The following is a 21,391-nucleotide window of genomic DNA, read 5'->3' as shown; positions in this document are numbered from 1 at the left end:
TCGTGCCGGTGGCCGCTCGGCCGGTTGCGCGGTGACCGGTCCCGGGCCGGGCTCCGCAATCCGGGATCGTCGCGTCACGCAGGTAGCGTGTTGCCCATGCTGATACGGCTGTTGCGGCGGTTTCTCGCGCCATACAAGGGCGCGCTTGCCGCAGTGGTGCTGCTCCAGCTTGTCGCGACGGGCGGGATGTTGCTCCTGCCGAGCCTCAACGCCGACATCATCGACGAGGGCGTGGCGGCCGGGGACGTCGAATTCATCATGCGTACCGGCCTGGTGATGCTGGCCATCAGCGCGGTCGAGATCAGCGCCGCGATCGGCGCGGTGTACTTCGCCGCGCGGGCCGCCATGTCGTTCGGCCGGGATGTCCGGCTGGCGATCGTGCGGCGCGTCGGCGAGTTCTCGGCGCGGGAGTTCGGCACCTTCGGCGCGGCGTCACTGATCACCCGCAACACCAACGACGTGCAGCAAGTCCAGATGCTCGTCCTCATGACCTGCACCATCGTCGTGACTTCTCCGATCATGGCCGTCGGCGGCATCATCATGGCGTTGCGCGAAGACCCCGGAACATCGCTGGTTCTCGTCGTCGCGGTTCCGGTACTCGTCTTCACGATGGTGGCGCTGATCCTGCTCATGCTGCCCGGTTTCCGGGTGATGCAGAAACGCATCGACGGGGTCAACAGGGTCCTTCGCGAACAGATCACCGGTATCCGGGTCGTGCGGGCCTTCGTCCGCGACGACACCGAACGCGCCCGCTTCGAGCGGGCCAACGACGACCTCACCGCGACCGCGCTGCGCGTCGGACGGGTCAACTCCCTGCTGTATCCGGCGGTCCTGCTGATCGCGAACGTCAGCACCGTGGCCGTGTTGTGGGTCGGTGGCCAGCGCATCGACGCCGGTGAGATGCAGATCGGTTCGATCACCGCGATGATCACCTATGTCGCACAGATCCTCATGGCGGTGCTCATGGCGTCGTTCATCGCCATCATGGCGCCGCGCGCCACGGTGTGCGCGGAACGCCTGCTCGAGGTGCTCGACACCGAGCCGACGGTCGCGTCGCCGCCCGACCCGGTCCGGCAACTCCCCGCTCGCGTCTCTGTCGAGTTCCGGCGTGCGGGATTCTCCTACCCCGGCGCCGACGCACCGGTGCTCCGCGACATCTCGTTCCGCGCCGAGCCCGGCACCACCACCGCCGTCATCGGCGGTACCGGGTCCGGTAAGAGCACGCTGATGCGCCTGCTGCCACGGCTGATCGATGCAACGGAAGGCCAGGTGCTCGTCGCCGGCACCGACATCCGGACGCTGGATACCGAGGTGCTGCGCTCCCGGATCTCCGTGGTGCCGCAGAAGGCCTATCTGTTCTCGGGCACCATCGCGGACAACCTGCGCTACGGACGATCCGATGCCACCGACGACGAGTTGTGGCACGCCCTGGAGATAGCGCAAGCCGCGGACTTCGTCCGGGCCACGTCGGACGGGCTGAACACCGAGATCTCGCAGGGCGGCACGACCGTGTCGGGTGGGCAGCGACAGCGTCTCGCGATCGCCCGCGCGCTGGTTCGGCGTCCGTCCATCTACCTGTTCGACGACGCGTTCTCGGCGCTCGACCCGGCCACGGACAGCCGGTTGCGGGCGGCCCTCGAGCCGGAAACCCGCAATGCGTGTGTCCTGATCGTCGCCCAGCGCGTGTCGACGGTGCAGGACGCCGACCGCATCGTGGTGCTCGACAACGGCACGATGGTCGACGTGGGTACGCACCTCGGTCTGCTCGGCCGCTGCCCCACATACGTCGAGATCGTCGAGTCCCAGAGGATGGCGTCGGTATGACCACCCCGGAGGAGAGCGCACCGTCGCGCATGCGCACCGTCGCCCGCGTCCTCGGGATGCTGCACCCGCACCGATACGCCGTCTACTCGGTGTTCCTCGCCGCAGTGCTCGGTGTCGTGAGCGTGTCGATCGCCCCGTTCGTTCTCGGTCGCGGCACCGACGTGATCTTCAACGGTGTGATCGGAAAGCAACTCCCCGCCGGCGTGTCCAAGGAAGAGGCGGTCGCGGGGCTGCGGGCTGAGGGACGAGACCAGTTCGCCGACATGGTCTCCGGCATGAATGTCGTGCCGGGCGTCGGAATCGATTTCGGGAATCTCGGCCGGATCCTCGTGATCGTGCTCGCGCTGTACCTGTTGTCGTCGGGCCTGATCTGGATGGCTGCGTACGGCCTCAACGAGATCGTGCAGCGCGTCGTGCGCGACATGCGCTCGCGGGTGGAACGCAAAATCCACCGGCTGCCCCTGAGATACTTCGACACCCATTCGCGCGGCGACATGCTCAGTCGCGTCACCAACGACATCGACAACGTGTCGGCGGGCATGCAGGAATCCATTTCGCAGCTGGTACTGGCGGTGCTCACGCTCATCGGGCTCGTCGTGATGATGCTGTTCATCTCGCCGGTGCTCGCTGTCGTGGCGATCCTCACCGTTCCGGCGTCCGTGATCGCGACGGTGATCGTCGCGCGCCGCTCCCGCAAGCATTTCGCGTCGCAGTGGGAGGCGACCGGCACACTCAACGGGCAGATCGAGGAAGCGTTCACGGGCCACGAGCTCATCACGGCGTACGGCCGCACCGCGGAGGTCCAGAAGCGTTTCACCGAGACCAACGAATCGCTCTATCAGGCGTCGTACCGGGCGCAGTTCGTCTCGGGTCTCGTGATGCCGCTCGTGACGTTCCTCGGGAACGTCGGCTATGTCGTGATCGCCGTCCTCGGCGGGCTGCGTGTCGCTTCGGGCACCGCCACCCTCGGCGAGATCCAGGCTTTGATCCAGTACTCACGACAACTCGTGCAGCCTCTCGCCCAGATCGGCGCGATGGTCAATCTTCTGCAGTCGGCGTCGGCGTCGGCCGAGCGGGTATTCGCGGTGCTGGACGAGCCGGAGGAGGAGCCGGAACCCCCGGCGCCCACGATGCCGTGGAGTCGTCACGGTCTCGTCGAGTTCGAACACGTCGCCTTCTCGTACGTGCCGGATCGCCCGCTCATCGAGGATCTCTCGCTGCGCGTCGAGCCCGGTCAGATGATCGCGATCGTCGGACCTACGGGTGCCGGCAAGACCACTCTCATCAATCTCATCCTCCGTTTCTACGAGGTGAACTCGGGTCGCATCCTCGTCGACGGGGTGGACATCACCCAGATGTCGCGGGACGAATTGCGTTCGCGTATCGGAATCGTCCTCCAGGACACCTGGCTCTTCGGCGGCACGATCCGCGAGAACATCGCGTACGGCAACCCGCACGCCACCGAAAACCAGATCATGTCGGCCGCGCGGATGAGCTACGTCGATCGCTTCGTGCGCGCGCTGCCCGACGGCTACGACACGGTGCTCGACGAGGAGAACGGCAGCCTCAGCGCCGGTGAACGCCAGCTCGTCACGATCGCTCGCGCGTTCGTCGCGAAGCCGTCGATCCTCATTCTCGACGAGGCGACCAGTTCCGTGGACACCCGCACCGAACTGCTCGTCCAGCAGGCAACCGCGCGGCTGCGCGACGAACGGACGAGTTTCGTCATCGCACACCGGCTTTCGACGATCCGGGATGCCGACCGGATCGTGGTGATGGAGGACGGACGTATCGTCGAACAGGGCACGCACCACGGGTTGCTCGAGGCGGGCGGTGCGTATGCGCGCCTGTACGACGCCCAGTTCAAGGTGCTGGTCGACTGAGGTCTCGCCGGAATCCCGCTACCGCAGGACTTCCCGGGCGGTGCGTCGTACGGCCTCGGTGAGCGAGTCGAGAACCGGCGATTCCAGTTTCCACCGCTGCCAGTACAGCGGCACATCGAACGGCCGGCCGGGGTCGAGGCGGACCATGCCCGTCGTGTCGGTGAGCATGGGTTCGGGCAGCATGCCCCAGCCCAGGCCCAGGCGGACCGCATCGACGAACTCGAGGGCACCGGGAACATAGTTGCGGGGCGGTTCGAGTCGCGCGCGCGTCACCCTGCGCAACGCGCGGTCCTGCATGTCGTCCTTGCGGTCGAAGCTGAGCATCGGTGCAACGCGCAGGGCGGCCGGGGTGGTCCCGTCGGGAAACCAGTGTTCGGCGAAGTCGATGCTCGCCATGGCGTAATAGCGCATAGCACCGAGCTTTTCGGAAGTGCAGCCCTGGACCGGTTCGGGTACCGAGGTGACCGCAGCCATGGCGGTGCCGTCCCGCAGCAGTTCGGTGGAGTGGAACTCGTCCTCCCGGTGCAACTCGAACAGTGCGCGGTGCCGTTCCGGCATGCGGGCGAGTGCGCGCAACATCCACGTCGACATGGAGTCGGCGTTGACGACGAGGGACATCGTGACGTGATTGTCGTCACCGGGCGCGAGCCCGAGTGCATCCTCGGTGTCTTCCTCGAGTCGTGAGACCTGCCGGGCCAGTCGCATGATCGCCTCGCCCGCGGGGGTGGCCGTCACGGGGCGGGTGCGCCGCAACAACACCTGGCCCACATGGTGTTCGAGCGCTTTGATCCGCTGGCTCACCGCAGACGGTGTGATGCGCAGGACCGCGGCCGCACCGTCGAACGTGCCTTCGTCGAGTACGGCGGCAAATGTGCGCAGCTGCGCGAAGTCGACGTCCATATGAAGCAACTCTAATGCTACTGAAGAAAAATCACCTGTCCTTCATCCTCTCGGATTCCTACCGTGGACGACATGCATCTCGTCGTCGCCGGATTCGGCATGGGCATGTCCCTCATCGTTGCGATCGGCGCGCAAAACGCCTTCGTGTTGCGAATGGCCATCGCGCGCCGGCACGTGCTGCCCGTCATTGCCGTCTGTGCGATCTCCGACGCGATACTCATCACCGCCGGCATCGCCGGTATCTCCACCCTGCTGGACCACGCACCCGGAGCAGTGGACGTGATCCGCTGGGCCGGAGCAGCGTTCCTGATCGTCTACGGACTGCTTGCCGCGCGGCGTGCCCTGCGCCCGTCCGCGCTCGCGGCCGCGCCCGGTGGCGCCGTCACCATCGGGGCGGCACTGGCCACGTGCCTCGCCCTGACCTGGCTCAATCCCCACACCTACCTCGACACGGTCCTCATGCTCGGATCGGTGGCGAACCACTACGGCAACCCGGGCAGGTGGTGGTTCGGTGTCGGCGCGATCGCCGCGAGTGCGGTGTGGTTCGGCGCGCTCGGTTACGGCGCCCGGCACCTCCAGCGATGGTTCGCGAAACCGAACGCGTGGCGCTTTCTCGACGGCGGCGTCGCGGTGCTCATGCTCGGCCTCGGCGCAGGGCTTGTGACGGCAGGTACGTAGCGGCCGGCCACCGGACTCAGGGTTCGGGAATGTCGAGTCCGAAGTTTTCGCGGGTGATGGCTTCGGGTTCGGGCCCGCCGCGCACCCCGGTGTCGAGGGCGTCGATCGCCGCGAGTTCGTCCACGGTGAGATCGAAGTCGAAGACATGGAAGTTCTCGGCGATCCGCGACGGGGTGACCGATTTCGGGATGACCTGGCGCCGCTGCTGCAGGTGCCATCGCAACATCACCTGAGCCGGGGTCTTGTCGTGTGCCCGGGCGATACCGCCGATGACGGGGTCGTCCAGGGTGGATCCGTGAGAGCCGTTCCGATAGAACGTGATTCCCCCGATCGGTGACCAAGCCTGCGAGACTGTGCCGTTCTCGGCATCGGCTTCGAGCACGGCGGACTGGCGGAAGTAGGGATGCACTTCGACCTGGTTGATCGCCGGGACGATCGAGGTCGCATCCATCAGCCGGGTGAGATGGTCCGGCATGAAGTTGCTGACTCCGATGGCACGCACCTTGCCGTCCGCGAGCAGTGTCTCCAGCGCCTTGTAGGCGGCGATGGTGAGGTCGAACTCGCCGGGCAACGCCTGGTGCAGGATGAGCAGGTCGATCTGCTCGACGCCCAGTTTCGCGGCGCTCTTGTCGAACGCGTGCAAGGTCGAGTCGTATCCGTAATCGGTGATCCAGACCTTGGTCTCCAGGAAGACATCGGACCTGTCGACCGAGGACCGGGCGACGGCCTGGCCCACTTCGCGCTCGTTGAGATACGCGGCGGCGGTATCGATGTGCCGGTAGCCGATGTCCAATGCAGTGGTCACCGCAGCGACGGTTTGTTCGGGTGGGGTCTGGAAGACACCGAGGCCCAGCGCGGGGATGGTGACTCCGTTGTTCAAGGTGATCAGCGGTGTGCCCATCACTCCACGCTAGGCGTCCTTCAGCGCTTCCGGGGTTCGTCTGCCGAAACCACCACACCCGGCCGGATCGGTTCGAGGTGCGTGAAGACCGTCGTTCCGGGCAGAGCATCGCGGAGATCGGCTTCTAGCCGGTCGAGCAGATCGTGGCCCGCCCGGACCGTCCAATCACCCGGTACCCGCACGGTCAGGTACACGAAGCGCTGCCGTCCGGCCTGCCGGGTGCGCGGCGGGAGGATCACGACGGAACCGCCTTGCCGGTACCGCTCGAGGACCGCATCCACCGCGGCGACATCCTCTTGGGGGAGCACGACGTCGAGCATGCTGATGACGGACTGCTTCACCAGGTCGTACCCGATGCGCAGAATGTTGAGTGCCACGAGGATTGCCACGACCGGATCGAGCACGTCCCATCCGGTGAGTACGACGAGCCCGACACCGGCGAGCACACCTACCGAGGTCCACACATCGGTCAGCAGGTGATTTCCGTCGGCGACGAGCGTGATCGAGCGGTGCCGCCGCCCCGCCCGGATGAGAGCGAGACCCACGGCAAGGTTGACGACGGACGCGGCGGTGGACAGCGCGAGACCGATACCGGGCTGCTCCACCGGCTGCGGATGCACCAGGCGGTCCACCGACGACCACAGGATCGCGGTGGCCGCGACGAAGATCATGGTTCCTTCGACGGCTGCCGACAGGTACTCGGCTTTGCCGTGGCCGAACTGGTGGTTGTAGTCGGCAGGCTTGGCAGCGACCCGCAGTGCGATCAGGCCGACCACCGCCGCGACGAAGTTGACCCCCGACTCGAGTGCGTCGGACAGCAGGCCCACCGACCCCGTGAGCCAGGCCGCGATCACTTTCATCGCGATGGTGACCAACGCGGCGGCCACCGAGAGCAGCATGAACCGCATCAGCAGGCGGTTCTCGTCCGCGTGTGTCATGAGGTCGGGTGTTCGACCAGAGGTCCGTGTTCGACCAGTGATCAGTGCTCGACCAGCGAGAACCTTCGGCCGGCGGTTTCGGAGGCGATCAATTCGACGTAGTTGAACTTGGAATCGGGAACCCAGGGGGTCAGGCCCAGTGCGTCGACGGCCTGTACGTCGCTGAAGTGCTGAAGAATGTGGGCACGAGCGTGGATCACGACGCTCCATGCATCGTTTGCCTCGATGTGGTCGACCTGGAACGCCACCTGGGGATACACGGTCAGTTCTGCGAGTTTGCTGCCTTCTGCGCTGCGGAAGTACACCTTCCGGTCGCGCACCGCGTAGTTGACCGGGTAGATCTCCGGATAGCCGTTCACCACGACGACGAGACGGCCGACCTTCTCGGTCGCGAGCAGTTCCCAGCTTTCCTCGTCGCTCAGAACGGTGGTCGGTTCGCCGGTATTCGGGCTCTCGCTCACGGCACACTCCTCGAACTCGGTGAGTATTTCCCCTAGCTCACCACGAACGCCGGACGGGTGCACTCGAACCCCATGACTGTCTGCTCACAGTACGGTGAGAACCGACCGATTTCCGACACCGAGGAGCCGTCATGCAGGTGGCAACCACGCAGCCCTGGCACACCGCTACGGCTCCCGAGGTGGCCGACGCGCTGGGCGTCGACACGCAACGAGGGCTCTCCGCCGCCGACGTGGAGCAACGACTGGCGGAGCACGGGCCCAACCTGATCGCCGAGACGGCGGGCACTCCCGCCTGGCGCAAAGTGCTCTCGCTGCTCGCCGACAAGATGACCCTGGTGCTGGTCGTCGCCGCGGTCGTGAGCGCAGTGGTGTCCCGGGAATGGGAGACACCCGTCGTCATCTTCGCGGTGATCGCGCTCAACACGGTGCTGAACTTCGTGCAGGAATCTCGGGCGGAGAACAGCCTGCAGGCGCTGAAGAAGATGTCCGTGTCCACAACGCGGGTGCGTCGCGACGGCCGCGAACAGTCGCTGCCTCGGGAACAACTCGTTCCCGGCGACATCGTCCTGCTCGAATCCGGCGACTCGGTGCCCGCCGACGGCCGCCTCGTCCATGCCGTGCGCCTACAGGTGGCCGAGGCCGCGCTCACCGGCGAATCGCACCCCGTGGACAAGTCGATCGACCCGGTGGGTGCCCCCGACGCCCCGCTCGGCGACCGCACCGACATGTTGTTCATGAACACCGAGGTCACGCGCGGCCGCGCGGAAATGGTCGTGACCGCGACGGGAATGGCCACCGAAATGGGCGCCATCGCCACGCTTCTCGGTAGCGCAGGCGTGGAACAGACTCCGCTGCAGCGCCGGATCGGCCAGCTCGCCCAGACGCTGACCATCGTCGCGATCGTCACCGTCGCGCTCGTCTTCGTTCTCGGTCTGCTGCGGGGACAGACGTGGTCGGACCTGCTCGTCACCGCGGTGTCCCTCGCCGTCGCGACCATCCCCGAGGGGCTCACGGCGGTCGTCGCGTTCACCCTCGCCATGGGAGCCTCCCGCCTCGCGGCCCGTGGGGCGATCGTCAAGCAACTCGCTGCAGTCGAGACGTTGGGCAGCACATCACACATCGCCACCGACAAAACCGGAACGCTCACCCTCAACGAGATGACGGTGCAACGTCTCCTGATTCGCGGCCGCACGTTCCGTGTCACCGGTTCCGGCTACGGGACGGACGGGAAGATCCTCGTCGGCGACGGTCAGCCCGCCCCTGATCTCACCGACGCATTGCTCGGTATGGGTCTGTGCAACGACGCCACGGTCAACGACGGTGTGCTCGTCGGCGATCCGACCGAGGGCGCGCTCGTCGTGCTGGCAGAGAAGGGCGGCATCGACGTCGACGGTGCGCGCGCCGCACTCACCCGGATAGCCGAGGTCCCGTTCGACTCGGCCTACAAGTACATGGCGACCTTTCACGCTGTGCCCGACGGCGGGTTCCGTTGTTTCGCCAAGGGGGCGCCGGGTGCGCTGCTCGAGCGCGCATCCACCGCGCAGGGCGTGGACGGGCCGATACCGCTCGACGACGCGGTGCGCCGGAAGATCCGCGACGCCGTCGACGGACTCGCCGGCGAGGGGCTCCGAACGCTGGTGATCGCCGGACGCGACCTCGACGCGGTGCCGCGCGGGGATTCGGACGCGCTCCAGGCACTCGTATCCGACCTCACGATCTACGCGGTGGTGGGCATCGTGGATCCGCCGCGGACGGAGGCGAAGGCGGCGATCGAGGTGGCACACGAGGCGGGTATCGCGGTGCACATGATCACCGGCGACCACCTGGTCACGGCATCCGCGATCGCGGCACAGCTCGGAATCGACGGGAACGCCGCGTCGGGCGCAGACCTCGATGCCCTCGACGACGAGGAGTTGCGCGCCCGGGCCGAAGGGTTCGGTGTGCTCGCGCGGGTGGCACCCGAACACAAGATCCGGTACGTCAAGGCGTTGCAAGCGGACGGGCAGATCGTCGCGATGACGGGCGACGGCGTGAACGACGCGCCTGCGCTCGAACAGGCCGACATCGGTGTCGCGATGGGGATCACCGGCACCGACGTGTCCAAGGGCGCCGCGAACATGATCCTCACCGACGACAACTTCGCCACGATCGTCGCGGCCGTCGCCGAGGGACGCGGCATCTACGACAACATCGTCAAATTCGTGAAGTTCCAGTTGACCACCGCGTGGGGATTCGTCTTGATCTTCCTTGCGGCCGGGGCGCTCGGGCTCGCGGGCGGCGCCCCGTTCACCGCGCTGCAGATCCTGTGGGTCAACATCATCATGGACGGCCCACCCGCCCTCGCCCTCGGCGTGGACCGGACGGAACCGGACGCGATGAAGCGGCCCCCGCGGCCGGCGAAGGAAGCGTTGCTCAACCGGTCGCGGATCCAGCGGATCCTCGGTCTGGGCATCGTGATGGCCGTCGGCACCCTCGCAGTACTGCGCTTCGGGCCGGACCTGTTCCCCGACAACGCCGGCGATCCGCTGTTCGCCACGACGCTCGCGTTCACCACGTTCGTGTTCTTCCAGGTCTTCAACCTCTTCAACGTGCGCTCGAACGTCGGATCGGTGTTCTCGCTGCAGACGCTGACCAACCACACCATCTGGATCGCGATCGTTGTCGTGATCGTGCTGCAGGTCTGCGTGGTGCAGACGAGCTTCCTGCAGGGTCTGTTCGATACCACCGGCCTGACCGCACCCCAGTGGATGCTCGCGATCGCGGTCGGTTCGGTGGTGCTGTGGGTGGACGAAATCGGGAAGGCGGTCGCGCGTGCCCGTCGCCGGGACTGAACGCCGCCTCGACGGGCCGAGTGCCGGGCGGTCGTCGGGGAGGTAGCGGTGACCTGCCACAATCGTCGGGTGAGTGTCCTTCGCAGTACCGATTCCGCAGTACCGATTCCGCCCGACCCGTTCTTCACCGTCGGGGCCCGACTCGACAACGGATTGGGCCGCACCGGCACCATCCACACCCCGCACGGCGACATCCGTACGCCCGCGTTCATCGGCGTGGGGACCAAGGCGACGGTCAAGGCGGTTCTGCCCGAGGCGATGAAGGACCTGGGTGCGCAGGCGCTGCTGGCGAACGCCTACCACCTCTACCTGCAGCCGGGATCGGACATCGTCGACGAGGCCGGTGGGCTCGGCAAGTTCATGAACTGGGACGGTCCGACGTTCACCGACAGCGGCGGCTTCCAGGTCATGTCGCTCGGGGTGGGATTCAAGAAGGTCATCGCCATGGAGGCGGTCGGCGTCCAGAACGACGACGTCATCGCGCACGGCAAGGAACGGCTCGCCCGGGTCGACGACGACGGCGTCACCTTCAAATCCCACCTGGACGGATCGCGGCACCGGTTCACCCCCGAGGTGTCGATGCAGATCCAGCACCAACTCGGCGCCGACATCATGTTCGCGTTCGACGAGTTGACGACATTGATGAACACGCGCGGCTATCAGGAACGCTCGATCGAACGCACCCAGGCGTGGGCGGTGCGGTGCGTCGCCGAGCACGAGAAACTCACCGCTGAGCGCGCGCACCGTCCTTACCAGGCGCTTTTCGGTGTCGTGCAGGGAGCGCAATACGAGGATCTTCGCCGGCAGGCGTGCCGTGGCCTCGAATCGATCGTGGGGGAGTCGGGCCGGGGCTTCGACGGATACGGAATCGGGGGCGCGCTCGAGAAGCACAACCTCGGCACGATCGTGCGCTGGTGCTGTGAGGAACTTCCCGACGCCAAGCCGCGGCACATGCTCGGTATCAGCGAACCCGACGACGTCTTCGTCGCGATCGAGCACGGCGCCGACACCTTCGATTGCGTCAATCCGTCGCGGGTGGCGCGCAATGCGGCGATCTACCACCCCGATGGCCGGTTCAACATCAACACCAGCCGGTTCCGCCGCGACTTCACCCCGATCGACGAGAACTGCGATTGCTACACGTGCACCCACTACACCCGGGCGTACATCCATCACCTGTTCAAGGCGAAGGAGATGCTCGCGTCCACGTTGTGCACCATCCACAACGAACGGTTCACGGTGCGCCTCGTCGACGAGATCCGGTCGAGCATCGAAGGCGGCTACTTCGAGGAGCACAAGGCCGAAACCCTCGGCCGGTTCTACGCGAAGAAGCGTCAGGCAGAGTCGGACGCCGGCGCGTAGGTCGGCTCGCGCTTCTTCACGTACGCGATCACGCGGTAGGTGACCGGCAGGAGCACGATTTCGATCAAGGTCTTCCAGAGGAAGCCGATGATCACGAAGTTGACGAAGTCGCTCCACGTGGTGATGCCGATCGCGCCGGCCGCGATGGAGCAGAACACGAGGGTGTCGGCGAACTCGCCGACCACCGTCGACCCGATCAGTCGCGCCCACAGGTGCTTCTCCTGCGTGCGCTCCTTGATCCGCACCAGGATGTACGAGTTGAGCAACTGGCCGACGACGTAGCCCGCCAGGCCCGCGAGCAGCATCCTCGGCACCACCCCGAGAACCGCCTCGAACGATTCCTGGCTGGCGTAGAACTCCGCGGCAGGGAGCGACTCGGCGACCCAGAAGCACAGTGCGGACAGGGCCACGGCACCGAACCCGTACAGCACCGCCCGGCGGGTCGCCGCGAACCCGTACACCTCACTGAGCACGTCGCCGAGGATGTAGGCGAGAGGGAACAGGAAGAACCCGCCGTCGGTGATGATCGGCAGGACCTGCAGCGGACCGAGCGAGACCTCGGCGTCAGCGAAGAACGCGATGCCCTTCGTCGCGCAGATGTTGGAGATCATCAACACCGCGGTGAACAGGACGACGATCCCCGGGTAGGAACTGCGCCCCACGCTGGCGAATGCCGCGTGATGCGTAGTGGATGACGGGGAACTCGTTTCGTGCTGTGTCACCCGGCCATCCAAGCATCACGCGACGATGATCGCGAAGTTGTTCAACGGCAGCGGGCCCCGTCCTGGAGGACGGGGCCCGCTTCGCAGAGTGCAGCGTCAGGACTTGACGACCCGCGTGCCACCGGCGAACTTGTCGTGGAAGCCCTGCTTGCCACTGTCCTGCTCGATGGTCACGGCGATGCCGATCCAGGCGGCGAAGGACGCCAGGCTGACGAGCCAGCCGAGGAACGGGATACCGCTGAGGATCTGAAGCGCGACAAAGGCGTTGCGCTTCGCGGCCTGCTCGCGGGTCGGGAGTCCGCCGCCGGGGCCGACGACCGAGAGGCCGAGCAGTTTCTTGCCGATCGTGGCGCCCTTGGTCGACTCGAAGTAGGTCCAGTACGCGAACGCTGCGACGCCCGAGAGCACCGACATCACGAACGCCATGAAGCCGCTGTCGCTACCGAACACGACGATGCTGGTGAGAATCGCCATAGGGATGCCGACGATCAGCGCGTCGATGATGCGGGCACCGAGACGGGGCAGCAGTTCCCCCGGCCGAGTGGGGCCGAATCCGGCTCCGGGCGCGGGCGGGAAACCGGGCGCACCGTACTGCGTGGCGCCGTACGGCTCGTTCTGGGGAGCCCCGTACTGGGGCGCACCGTATTGGGGACCGCCCTGCTGGGGTGCACCGTACTGGGGAGCCCCGTACTGAGGGCCGCCCTGCTGAGGTGCTCCGTACTGGGTCGCACCGGCGCCGTGCTGCTGCGCGCCGGGCTGCTGCCCGTACTGAGGCGCGCCGTACTGGGGTGCCCCGTACTGCCCGCCCTGTGACGGGTCGTTCGGGTTGTACCCGGACTGGATCGGGTTCTGGAACTGCTGGGTGTAATCGGCGGGCTGGTTGCCGTACGGCTGGTCACCGTGCGAGGGAGCACCCGGGTAACCGCTGTGCTTGCGCGGGTCCTGCGAAGGGGGTGGGTATCCACCGGTGGTCATATGACTCCTTGTCGATCGGCATGGCAACGCGCCACGGTACAACGTAACCGTGGCGCATCGACAGCGATGTAGCGATGTGTAACGGACGGGCAGAAGACGAGCGGTTCAGGCGACGACCGGACCTCCTGTGGTGACCCGGTAGGCATACGTCGACGCGATGATCGAGACCGGAACGCTCACGAGAAGTCCGAGGCCACAGAGCAACGCACCGAGGATGTTGATGCCGATCAGTGCCAGCGCCAGCAGGATCAGCGTGCCCGCATTGGATGTGACCGCGTTGAAACTGGACTTGATGGCGGTGATCGCATCCTGGTTCCGGTCGACGACGAACTGCATCACCCACCAGGTCAGGAACGCGAAAACGAGTCCGGGCAGGATGCACAGCACCAAGCCCACCGACGTGCCGATGCCGACGAGCAGGCCCGCAAGAATGACCGCACCGATCGGACCCACCTGGAGAAACGTTCCGAACGCAGGCTTCTGTCCGTCGACCTCGCTCAGCGCTCCGCGTACGAACGCGGCTTGGATGAGGTATCCGACGACCGCGCTGACCACGGAGCCGATCAGGCCGGCAGCGGAGAACGCACTGGTGAATGTGAAGTCGTCGGTGTCCTGCACCGTCACGTCGAAACCGTTGAAAATCCCGTTGATGAGCGCTTGGACGAGCAGCGCGACCACGACGAACACGATCCAGACGCCGGGATTCGCGCTGAATTTGCGCCACCCGAACGAGATCGCGTCGCCCACGCTCAATCGGGTCGGTCCGGGCGCTCCGAAACCTCCGGAACCGAACCCGCCGGGCGGGGGCGGGTAGTTACCGCCGGGAGGGGGCGGGTAGCCGCTAGGGGGTGGGTAGTTTCCGCCGGGCGGGGGCGGGTAGTTGCCGGGGGGAGGGGGATAGCTGCCGGGCGGGGGATAGTCGCCTCCCGACGGAGGTGGGGGATATCCGCCCGGCGGCGGGTAGTTCCCACCCTGCGACGGATAGGGATCGCTACCCGGATTCTGCGGGTCCTTGCTCGGGTCCTTGCTCGGGTCCTTGCTCGGGTCGTAGCCGCCGGTCGTCATCGGTGCCCTCTCCGCAGGAGTGGATGAACGCCTGCTCCACCGCAGAGTACGTGTCCTTCAGCCGAAAAGCACCACTTCGGTACTCGCTTCACCCCGCCTCACGCGCCACGATCGGGATGGAAAACCCACGGCTCGCGGGGCATTCGCGCAGGGTTCCAGCGTTCCAGCAGCAACGGCAGCGTCACGGGTTCGCCGGGGTCCGCCAGACGCAGCGACACGGCGATCGTGCCCAGCACGTCTGCCGCGGATCGGCCCGCTGCCTCCTGGTCGGAGAGCGTCACCGCGCCGTCCCGCTTGGCGAGCCGCTTGCCTTCCTCGTTCAGTGCGAGCGGCACATGCGCGTACTGCGGCACCGTGAGGCCGAGCAGGGTGGCCAGATACGCCTGCCGCGGAGCCGAGGTGAGCAGATCGTCTCCGCGTACCACCTGGTCCACGCCTTGGGCCGCGTCGTCGACGACGACGGCGAGGTTATATGCCGGAGTCCCGTCGTTGCGGCGCAGTACGAAGTCGTCGACGATCCCGGTGAAGTCGCCGTGCAGGACGTCGTGGACGGTGAACCACTGCTCGGCGGAACGCAGTCGGATCGCCGGTGGGCGATCGGCGGTACGTTTCGCGTCCCGCTGTTCCGCGGTGAGGTCACGGCAGGTGCCGGGGTATGCGCCGGCAGGGGCGTGCGGAGCCGACGTGGCCTGCTGGATCTCTCGTCGCGTGCAGTAACACTCGTAGGTGAGACCGGCACGGGTGAGGCGGTCGATTGCGTCCTCGTACAGACGGATTCGACGGGACTGGTGCACGACCTGCTCGTCCCAGTCGAGTCCCAGTGCCGCGAGATCTGCGAGTTGCCGTTGTTCGGCACCGGGGCGGACCCGGTCGAGATCTTCCACGCGCAGCAGGAACCGCCGATCCGTCGAACGCGCGAACAACCATGCCAGCACGGCGGTACGAAGATTGCCGAGATGCAGGTCGCCCGACGGGCTGGGCGCGAACCGGCCCGCCCCTGCCGTGGCGTCCTCCGGTCGTTCTCCGGGGTGTGGCATAGGTGTACTCCGCCGCGCCGGGCTCAGTGCGCGTCCGCGCCGTGCAGGGCGAGTTGGATCTGGGTGTGCAAGGCGTGCGTCAGGTACTCGCGCGGGTAGAGATCCGGACTCGATGCGGCATCGAGCGCGAGACCGTGCACCGCGGCGAGGAGGAGAGTTGCGCGCGTCTCCGGGTCGGGGGCGCCCAGCCTGATCAATACGGTTGCGATGCCGGTGCGAACGGTGAACAGCGTCGAACTTCGGATCACGCTCAGCGACGGGGAAGTGACTGCACGTACGGCGAACGCGGCCATCACGTGAACCTCGCTGCCGCGTTGCTCGTCGAGCGGCAGCAATTGGCTGAGCGCGGCGAACAGCGTCCGCGCAGGGTCGATGTCGGGATCGACGTTCGCGAGGCGGGTAAGTACCCGGTCGGAGAGGGCGCGGAACGAGTAGGCGAGCATCTCGTCCTTCGTCGGAAAGTGGTGCTGCACCGCGCCGATCGATACGCCTGCCTCGTTGGCGACTTCGCGCACGCTGGCCGCCTCGAGTCCACTGCGAGCGGCAACTTCGAGCAGTGCCGCGGCGAGCCTGGTGGGGCTGGTGGTGGCGTAGGGGCGGGCGCGCATGGATGCACCGTAGCGGAGCGGGCCACCGTACGAACGTACGGGGATAACGGTCCGCACCGATCCGGATCTCGCTGTCACGGCGTCTTCTGCACTTCCGGTGAGCGAAGGAACCGCACCGCGACGGCGAGCGCGGCCGCGACCGCGGTTGCGATCCAGAGGGCGTGCAGGCCGAACAGATGGTGCGCCAAGGCTCCGAGCAATCCTCCAGCCACCAAGCCTCCCCATCGGCCGAGGTAGGGCAGCCAGCCCCAGCGTGGGCCGCCGAAGAATGCGGACGCTATCTCGTGCCCGATCTTCACGAGCGCCCCGGTCATGTAGGTGAGGGCGACGGTTGCCTCGCCCTTGCGCCGGAACACGGAATTCTCGACACCCATCGCCAGCGTCATCGCCGTCACGGTCACTGGTATCCACCCGGGTATCGCGCTCAGCGAACCGATGGCGAGCAGCACCGTGACGGCGACGAGAACCGCGGTTTTCCGCGTTCTGCGGTCGCGGTCGGTGAGTTCCGCGATGACACCACCCAGAATCACCCCGATCACGAAGAGGACGACGATGCCTCCGATCAGAGCAGCCGTGCGCCATGAGGCGTCGGCTGTTTCGACGGCGAACCGTGTGGAGTTGCCGCTCATGAAGGAGACGAACACCCCACCGAGGGTGATGAACCCGAGAGCATCGACGAACCCAGCAAGTGCCGACAGGGCCACTGTGAGTGCCTGCAGCTCTCTGTTGTTTTCGGGCACGGGGCAATAGTAGGACCGAAGTCGACGCCGGGACCCTGTTGTAACGGCACAGCGTTCGAACGGCGATGAGCAGGGGGCACCCCGCCCCACCTTTCTCAGGAGTTTCTGCATGGCATCACCCCGCACGTCGTCCGGCTTTCGCGCGCTTGTCGCGGCGACGGTCGCAGGGTTCGTTCTGGTGGGCTGCGGTGGGGTGGAGGAGGACACCACGTCGGCCGTCCCCGCCGCCGCGACCACCGACCAGTCGACGACGGAACCGGTCGCGCCGGCCCCGACCACCCCACCAGCGACGGCTGCACCGGACTCCGCCCCACCGGCCGTGTCCGAGGACACCTCGTCGATGTCGGCGGCCCTGTCCCGGCTGACAGCGATACCGATCAAGGGACGCGCCCCGAAGACCGGCTACGACCGCGACCTGTTCGGCCAGGCGTGGAGCGACGACGTGTCGGTCGAGTTCGGGCACAACGGCTGCGACACCCGCAACGACATCCTGCGCCGTGACCTGGTCGACATCGTCTACAAGCCCGGCACCCGCGACTGCGTCGTCGCGTCCGGCACGCTGCACGATGTCTTCACCGGCACCACGATCGCGTTCACTCGTGGCCAGGACACGTCCACCGCAGTGCAGATCGACCACGTCGTTGCGTTGTCGGATGCCTGGCAGAAGGGTGCGCAGCAACTGGATCCCGAGACGCGCGCGAACTTCGCGAACGATCCACGGAATCTTCAGGCTGTCGACGGTCCCACCAACTCGCGCAAGGGTGACGGCGACGCCGCGACCTGGCTGCCGCCGCATCGCCCGTACCGCTGCACGTATGTCGCACGCCAGGTCCAGGTCAAGGCCGAGTACGGGTTGTGGGTGACTCAGGCCGAGCACGATGCGATGGTCAGAATCCTCACCGAATGTGGCGGCACCGCAACAGGAGTCGCAGCCGGTTCCGCCGGGACCGACACCGAGACGCCGGCACCGGCGACGGTCGCTCCCCAGCCCCAGCCCCAGCCCCAGCCCCTTGCGCCTGCGCCTGCTCCCGCACCCGCACCCGCGCCTGCTCCCGCACCCGCGCCTGCTCCCGCACCCGCTCCCGCACCCGCGCCTGCACCCGCTCCCGCTCCTTCGAGCGTGTACTACAAGAACTGCTCGGCGGCCCGGGCTGCAGGAGCAGCACCGCTCTATGCCGGTGAGCCCGGCTACCGGGGCGAGATGGACCGCGACAAAGACGGCGTCGCGTGTGAGTGAACTCCACGGAACGGGTTGCCGCCCTGGGAGTCACGATGTGCGTGACTCCCGGGCCTTCTCGAGCGTGAGTTCGATCGAATCGAGGAGTCGTTCGAGACTCGGTTCGAACGGCCCGTCCGGTTCGTCGAAGGCCCCGGCTTCCCAGACCCGGGTCATGGTCGGGTAGCGCTCGACGTCGAACCAGTCTTCCCAGAAACTGTTCATCGACATCCAGTACGCGCCGCGGTCGAGTCCGGTGTTCTCCCTGTCCCGATTCTCCGCGATCGCGCCCCGTGCCAAGTCCCTGGACGAAATTGTCCACGACACCGATGATTTCGACGACTTGGCGCTCGGAGGTGCCCTCGTCCACGAGGATGCGGAGGCCGGCTTCCTGTGCGTCGAGAACGTGTGGAGCGAGCGGTGCCCGCCACATGTTGGTCTGCAGGATCCAGGGATGGCGGCGGTAGAGGTTCCAGTGCTCACGCGCGTACGTGGCGAGCGCGGGGCGCCACGGGGGTTCGGTCGCTGACCCTGATGGGGCCCGAGGCTTCCTCGCTGCGGCACTGACCTGTGCGGTGGGACTCGTCGTCGGCATTCGTCGGACCCGGTGGACCGCGTAGTCGCCACTACAGAGTCAGGAGAACCGAATGCTCAGGTTGCGGCGCATGCGGTGGAGTTCGCGCAAGCGCACGTGAAGCTCGGCGGATTCGGCGTCGAATCGGCGTGCCCTGTCGACAGCGCCCGCGCGGTGTTCGGCGTCGACCTTCCGGTCCGTCTGCTCGATGGCCGCGGAGGTTTCGTCGATCTCACGGCTGAGGATTTCGAGCCAGACCCCGGCCTGCCGCTGCTCGGCATCGAGGGAGGGCGTTGCTCGTCCGGCACGATCGGGAGTTCACCTTCCTCCCGAACGCACAGTACGAACCCACGCACTGTGCAGAAAACCCCCGTGGGGCGCTTTCGCACCCCACGGGGGTTCCTGTGGCGGAGGATAGGGGATTTGAACCCCTGAGGGCGTTAACCCAACCCGCGTTCCAGGCGAGCGCCATAGGCCACTAGGCGAATCCTCCGTGGGGAAGCATAGCGAATGTCTGGCCATAGTTACCAAACGGGCAGGTCGAACTACGGATTTCCGCCCCTGGGAGGGGGGTGGTGCGCGGCGTGCCGTACGTCCTCTACACTTGCCGATGGATCCCGCGCGGCGCGCATCCTGTGAACTCCCCCAGGGCCGGAAGGCAGCAAGGGTCAACGGGCTCTGCCGGGTGCGCGGGGTCCTCTTAATCTCCGCCGATGCCCGTGTCACCGTGCACGGTGAAAGGTCCCTCCGCATGCCTAGGCAAACCCAGTTCGGGTTGATGAGCCATGAGGAACTCGTCGCAGAGCACGAGCGCCAGTCCTCGAATTACGAGCGCTTGAAGACCGAGAAGCTGACGCTGGACCTGACGCGAGGCAAGCCGTCGCCCGAACAGCTGGACCTCTCTGCGGAGTTGCTGTCGCTGCCCGGGCAGGACGACTACCGCGATGCGAACGGCACGGACACCCGTAACTACGGCGGTCTCACCGGCCTGCCCGAGCTGCGCGCGATCTTCGGTGAACTGCTCAACATTCCCACCGAGAACCTGCTCGCGGGCAACAATGCGAGCCTCGAGATCATGCACGACCTCATCGTCTGGTCGATGCTGCACGGTACGGTCGATTCTCCCCGCCCCTGGTCGCAGGAGCCGGTGGTCAAGTTCCTGTGCCCCGCACCGGGGTACGACAGGCACTTCGCGATCAGCGAGTCGCTCGGCATCGAGATGATCCCCGTTCCGGTGCACGACGACGGACCCGACGTGCGGCTGATCGCCGATCTCGTCGCGAACGATCCGCAGATCAAGGGCATGTGGACGGTGCCCACCTATTCGAACCCGACCGGCGCGGTGTACAGCGAGGACGTCGCACGCGAACTCGTGTCGATGCCGACCGCGGCACCCGACTTCCGGATCTTCTGGGACAACGCGTACGCGGTGCATCCGCTGACCGAGAACCTGGCCCCGGCGATCGACATCCTGGGACTGGCCGCGCAGGCCGGCCACCCCAATCGGGTCTTCGCCCTGGCGTCGACGTCGAAGATCACGTTCGCCGGGTCCGGTGTGAGCTTCTTCGGTAGCTCCACCGAGAATCTGGCGTGGTACCAGAAGCACCTCGGCATCAAGACGATCGGCCCCGACAAGGTCAACCAACTCCGGCACCTGCGCTTCTTCGGCGATGCCGCGGGCGTGCGCGCCCACATGGCCAAGCATCGCGAGATCCTCGCGCCGAAGTTCGCGCTCGTCCGCCGCATCCTCGAGGATCGGCTGGGTGAGTCGAAGGTGGCGTCCTGGACCGATCCCAAGGGCGGCTACTTCATCAGCCTCGACGTCGTGGACGGCACCGCCAAGCGGGTTATCTCGCTCGCGAAGGACGCCGGCATCGCACTGACCGGTGCGGGCTCCGCGTTTCCGTACAAGAACGATCCCGACGACAGGAACATCCGCCTCGCGCCGAGTTTCCCGTCACTCGGCGAACTCGAAAAGGCCATGGATGGCGTCGCGACGTGCGTACTGCTCGCCGCCACGGAGAAAGCACTCCAGGCGTAGTTCCACCGGTTCGACGACGGCCGGCCTCTGCCGCAGACCACGTGTCGATCTTCGCCCCGGTGCCGGGGTCCGATCGAAAAGGCAAGGTCCGCGCTTGTTCCCAAGCTGTGGACAACCCTGTGGAATTCCGGTGGACCGAACGTGGACAACTTGTGAGCCCAGTGCTTCGACCAGCCGGTTTCATGGGAACCTGCGAATTCCACACCCTGTGATGAATGTCCGGTTCTGCGCGGCGTGGTCCGGTACGGCGCTCGGTGGTGGTCTCAGGGCGTCACACCGGGCTGTGGCGTCGGCTGGGCCGACGGGGGCATGATCGACCCATGAACGCAACGCTGAATCTGGTGGGAGACCCCGACGCCGACGCTCTGCTCTCGCAGAATCCGGCGGCGTTGCTCATCGGGATGCTGCTCGACCAGCAGGTGTAGATACAATTGCGACTCTGTCCAAGCAAGTTCTCCGCGCTTCGTGGGTGCTCGCGTGTCGGTAGTCCAGGGGCCGCAAAAGGTCTCGCATCTGGGGAAAGGTGTACCCCAGATTGATATTCGTCCGTCAGCTTGGACGCTGGCGGGCCGTACGGGACGTGCATATCGCAGGAGCGTGTGGCACCGAAGTTGGTGAGTCGGCGTGGTGGGTGG

18 protein-coding genes, 1 tRNA gene, 1 other RNA gene and 2 pseudogenes are annotated in these 21,391 nt (G+C 66.5%); 9 read left to right on the top strand and 13 right to left on the bottom strand.

The annotated features are described in order from the left end of the window. Positions 1 to 96 precede the first annotated feature (96 nt). Complete coding sequence (locus tag ACFWU2_RS19800; RefSeq protein WP_378609973.1) at positions 97 to 1,824, top strand: ABC transporter ATP-binding protein; 1,728 nt, start codon at positions 97 to 99, stop codon at positions 1,822 to 1,824. Then, entirely contained in the window at positions 1,821 to 3,707 is a 1,887-nt protein-coding gene (locus ACFWU2_RS19795; protein ID WP_378609972.1) for an ABC transporter ATP-binding protein, read from the top strand. Before ACFWU2_RS19800 ends, ACFWU2_RS19795 begins: the two co-directional genes overlap by 4 nt. Positions 3,708 to 3,725: 18 nt before the next feature. Here the strand turns inward: ACFWU2_RS19795 and ACFWU2_RS19790 are convergent, their stop codons facing one another. Beyond that, positions 3,726 to 4,607 (bottom strand): LysR family transcriptional regulator ArgP, encoded by an 882-nt coding sequence (locus ACFWU2_RS19790; protein WP_378609970.1) that lies wholly within the window; start codon positions 4,605 to 4,607, stop codon positions 3,726 to 3,728. 72 nt (positions 4,608 to 4,679) lie between these two features. Here ACFWU2_RS19790 and ACFWU2_RS19785 point away from each other — a divergent pair, with 72 nt between their 5' ends. Continuing rightward, a complete protein-coding gene (locus tag ACFWU2_RS19785) occupies positions 4,680 to 5,285 on the top strand; it encodes a LysE/ArgO family amino acid transporter (RefSeq protein ID WP_378609967.1) in 606 nt (201 codons plus the stop codon). Between the two features lie 16 nt (positions 5,286 to 5,301). Here the strand turns inward: ACFWU2_RS19785 and ACFWU2_RS19780 are convergent, their stop codons facing one another. The 3 genes from ACFWU2_RS19780 to ACFWU2_RS19770 are packed head-to-tail and all read right to left on the bottom strand — an operon-like array spanning position 5,302 to position 7,585. Beyond that, positions 5,302 to 6,186 (bottom strand): aldo/keto reductase, encoded by an 885-nt coding sequence (locus ACFWU2_RS19780; RefSeq protein ID WP_378609964.1) that lies wholly within the window; start codon positions 6,184 to 6,186, stop codon positions 5,302 to 5,304. 20 nt (positions 6,187 to 6,206) lie between these two features. Then, on the bottom strand, positions 6,207 to 7,124 hold the full coding sequence (locus tag ACFWU2_RS19775) for a cation diffusion facilitator family transporter (protein ID WP_378609961.1): 918 nt from the start codon (positions 7,122 to 7,124) through the stop codon (positions 6,207 to 6,209). Between the two features lie 41 nt (positions 7,125 to 7,165). Continuing rightward, a complete protein-coding gene (locus ACFWU2_RS19770; RefSeq protein WP_378609958.1) occupies positions 7,166 to 7,585 on the bottom strand; it encodes a pyridoxamine 5'-phosphate oxidase family protein in 420 nt (139 codons plus the stop codon). 131 nt (positions 7,586 to 7,716) lie between these two features. On the opposite strand from ACFWU2_RS19770, the gene ACFWU2_RS19765 reads away from it, so the two are divergent. Together ACFWU2_RS19765 and tgt are read left to right on the top strand one after the other, a co-directional pair. Next, entirely contained in the window at positions 7,717 to 10,416 is a 2,700-nt protein-coding gene (locus ACFWU2_RS19765; protein ID WP_378609956.1) for a cation-translocating P-type ATPase, read from the top strand. Between the two features lie 69 nt (positions 10,417 to 10,485). Beyond that, positions 10,486 to 11,778, top strand: coding sequence for a tRNA guanosine(34) transglycosylase Tgt (gene tgt / locus ACFWU2_RS19760; RefSeq protein WP_378609953.1), 1,293 nt, complete (start codon positions 10,486 to 10,488; stop codon positions 11,776 to 11,778). Here tgt and ACFWU2_RS19755 read toward each other — a convergent pair. The 6 genes from ACFWU2_RS19755 to ACFWU2_RS19730 all read right to left on the bottom strand — a co-directional run bounded on the left by ACFWU2_RS19755 (position 11,751) and on the right by ACFWU2_RS19730 (position 16,925). Next, positions 11,751 to 12,500: a queuosine precursor transporter gene (locus tag ACFWU2_RS19755; RefSeq protein ID WP_378609950.1), complete on the bottom strand. Its 750-nt coding sequence runs from the start codon at positions 12,498 to 12,500 to the stop codon at positions 11,751 to 11,753. The genes tgt and ACFWU2_RS19755 overlap by 28 nt on opposite strands. 96 nt (positions 12,501 to 12,596) lie before the next feature. Further along, complete coding sequence (locus ACFWU2_RS19750; protein WP_378609947.1) at positions 12,597 to 13,475, bottom strand: RDD family protein; 879 nt, start codon at positions 13,473 to 13,475, stop codon at positions 12,597 to 12,599. A gap of 105 nt (positions 13,476 to 13,580) precedes the next feature. Next, entirely contained in the window at positions 13,581 to 14,540 is a 960-nt protein-coding gene (locus ACFWU2_RS19745; protein ID WP_378609944.1) for a hypothetical protein, read from the bottom strand. A gap of 98 nt (positions 14,541 to 14,638) precedes the next feature. Next, positions 14,639 to 15,577 (bottom strand): tRNA glutamyl-Q(34) synthetase GluQRS, encoded by a 939-nt coding sequence (gene gluQRS, locus ACFWU2_RS19740; protein ID WP_378609920.1) that lies wholly within the window; start codon positions 15,575 to 15,577, stop codon positions 14,639 to 14,641. Between the two features lie 23 nt (positions 15,578 to 15,600). Beyond that, entirely contained in the window at positions 15,601 to 16,185 is a 585-nt protein-coding gene (locus ACFWU2_RS19735; RefSeq protein ID WP_378609917.1) for a TetR/AcrR family transcriptional regulator, read from the bottom strand. A 74-nt stretch (positions 16,186 to 16,259) separates the two neighbouring features. Continuing rightward, positions 16,260 to 16,925 carry a YoaK family protein gene (locus ACFWU2_RS19730; protein WP_378609915.1) on the bottom strand — a complete coding sequence of 222 codons (666 nt, stop codon included), beginning with the start codon at positions 16,923 to 16,925 and terminating at the stop codon, positions 16,260 to 16,262. 109 nt (positions 16,926 to 17,034) lie between these two features. On the opposite strand from ACFWU2_RS19730, the gene ACFWU2_RS19725 reads away from it, so the two are divergent. Then, the gene (locus ACFWU2_RS19725) at positions 17,035 to 18,162 is read left to right on the top strand and encodes a DUF1524 domain-containing protein (protein ID WP_378609912.1); all 1,128 of its coding nucleotides are present in this window, start codon (positions 17,035 to 17,037) and stop codon (positions 18,160 to 18,162) included. A 30-nt stretch (positions 18,163 to 18,192) separates the two neighbouring features. On the opposite strand, the gene ACFWU2_RS19720 is transcribed toward ACFWU2_RS19725, so the two are convergent. The 3 genes and pseudogenes from ACFWU2_RS19720 to ACFWU2_RS19710 all read right to left on the bottom strand — a co-directional run bounded on the left by ACFWU2_RS19720 (position 18,193) and on the right by ACFWU2_RS19710 (position 19,208). Continuing rightward, a complete protein-coding gene (locus ACFWU2_RS19720; protein ID WP_378609909.1) occupies positions 18,193 to 18,441 on the bottom strand; it encodes a hypothetical protein in 249 nt (82 codons plus the stop codon). A gap of 10 nt (positions 18,442 to 18,451) precedes the next feature. After that, positions 18,452 to 18,736: pseudogene (locus tag ACFWU2_RS19715) on the bottom strand (TetR/AcrR family transcriptional regulator C-terminal domain-containing protein); the annotation flags it as partial. 384 nt (positions 18,737 to 19,120) lie between these two features. Beyond that, positions 19,121 to 19,208, bottom strand: a tRNA-Ser gene (locus ACFWU2_RS19710). A 116-nt stretch (positions 19,209 to 19,324) separates the two neighbouring features. On the opposite strand from ACFWU2_RS19710, the gene ffs reads away from it, so the two are divergent. The 3 genes and pseudogenes from ffs to ACFWU2_RS19695 form a co-directional block, all read left to right on the top strand. After that, an RNA gene (gene ffs, locus ACFWU2_RS19705) (signal recognition particle sRNA small type) lies at positions 19,325 to 19,419 on the top strand. A 47-nt stretch (positions 19,420 to 19,466) separates the two neighbouring features. Continuing rightward, positions 19,467 to 20,756, top strand: a complete 1,290-nt coding sequence (locus ACFWU2_RS19700; protein WP_378609906.1) for an aminotransferase class I/II-fold pyridoxal phosphate-dependent enzyme — start codon at positions 19,467 to 19,469, stop codon at positions 20,754 to 20,756. 320 nt (positions 20,757 to 21,076) lie between these two features. Beyond that, positions 21,077 to 21,178, top strand: a pseudogene (locus ACFWU2_RS19695) (Fe-S cluster assembly protein HesB); the annotation flags it as partial. Positions 21,179 to 21,391 lie beyond the last annotated feature (213 nt).

This window comes from Rhodococcus sp. NPDC058639 (genome assembly GCF_042717545.1).
GTDB lineage: Bacteria > Actinomycetota > Actinomycetes > Mycobacteriales > Mycobacteriaceae > Rhodococcus.
This window is presented reverse-complemented; position numbering and strand designations above follow the sequence as displayed.

Coding starts and splice junctions, on each gene's coding strand:
- ACFWU2_RS19800 (WP_378609973.1), top strand. CDS start 97: ATGCTGATACGGCTGTTGCGGCGGTTTCTCGCGCCATACAAGGGCGCG.
- ACFWU2_RS19795 (WP_378609972.1), top strand. CDS start 1,821: ATGACCACCCCGGAGGAGAGCGCACCGTCGCGCATGCGCACCGTCGCC.
- ACFWU2_RS19790 (WP_378609970.1), bottom strand. CDS start 4,607: ATGGACGTCGACTTCGCGCAGCTGCGCACATTTGCCGCCGTACTCGAC.
- ACFWU2_RS19785 (WP_378609967.1), top strand. CDS start 4,680: ATGCATCTCGTCGTCGCCGGATTCGGCATGGGCATGTCCCTCATCGTT.
- ACFWU2_RS19780 (WP_378609964.1), bottom strand. CDS start 6,186: ATGGGCACACCGCTGATCACCTTGAACAACGGAGTCACCATCCCCGCG.
- ACFWU2_RS19775 (WP_378609961.1), bottom strand. CDS start 7,124: ATGACACACGCGGACGAGAACCGCCTGCTGATGCGGTTCATGCTGCTC.
- ACFWU2_RS19765 (WP_378609956.1), top strand. CDS start 7,717: ATGCAGGTGGCAACCACGCAGCCCTGGCACACCGCTACGGCTCCCGAG.
- ACFWU2_RS19750 (WP_378609947.1), bottom strand. CDS start 13,475: ATGACCACCGGTGGATACCCACCCCCTTCGCAGGACCCGCGCAAGCAC.
- ACFWU2_RS19745 (WP_378609944.1), bottom strand. CDS start 14,540: ATGACGACCGGCGGCTACGACCCGAGCAAGGACCCGAGCAAGGACCCG.
- gluQRS (WP_378609920.1), bottom strand. CDS start 15,577: ATGCCACACCCCGGAGAACGACCGGAGGACGCCACGGCAGGGGCGGGC.
- ACFWU2_RS19735 (WP_378609917.1), bottom strand. CDS start 16,185: ATGCGCGCCCGCCCCTACGCCACCACCAGCCCCACCAGGCTCGCCGCG.
- ACFWU2_RS19725 (WP_378609912.1), top strand. CDS start 17,035: ATGGCATCACCCCGCACGTCGTCCGGCTTTCGCGCGCTTGTCGCGGCG.
- ACFWU2_RS19700 (WP_378609906.1), top strand. CDS start 19,467: ATGCCTAGGCAAACCCAGTTCGGGTTGATGAGCCATGAGGAACTCGTC.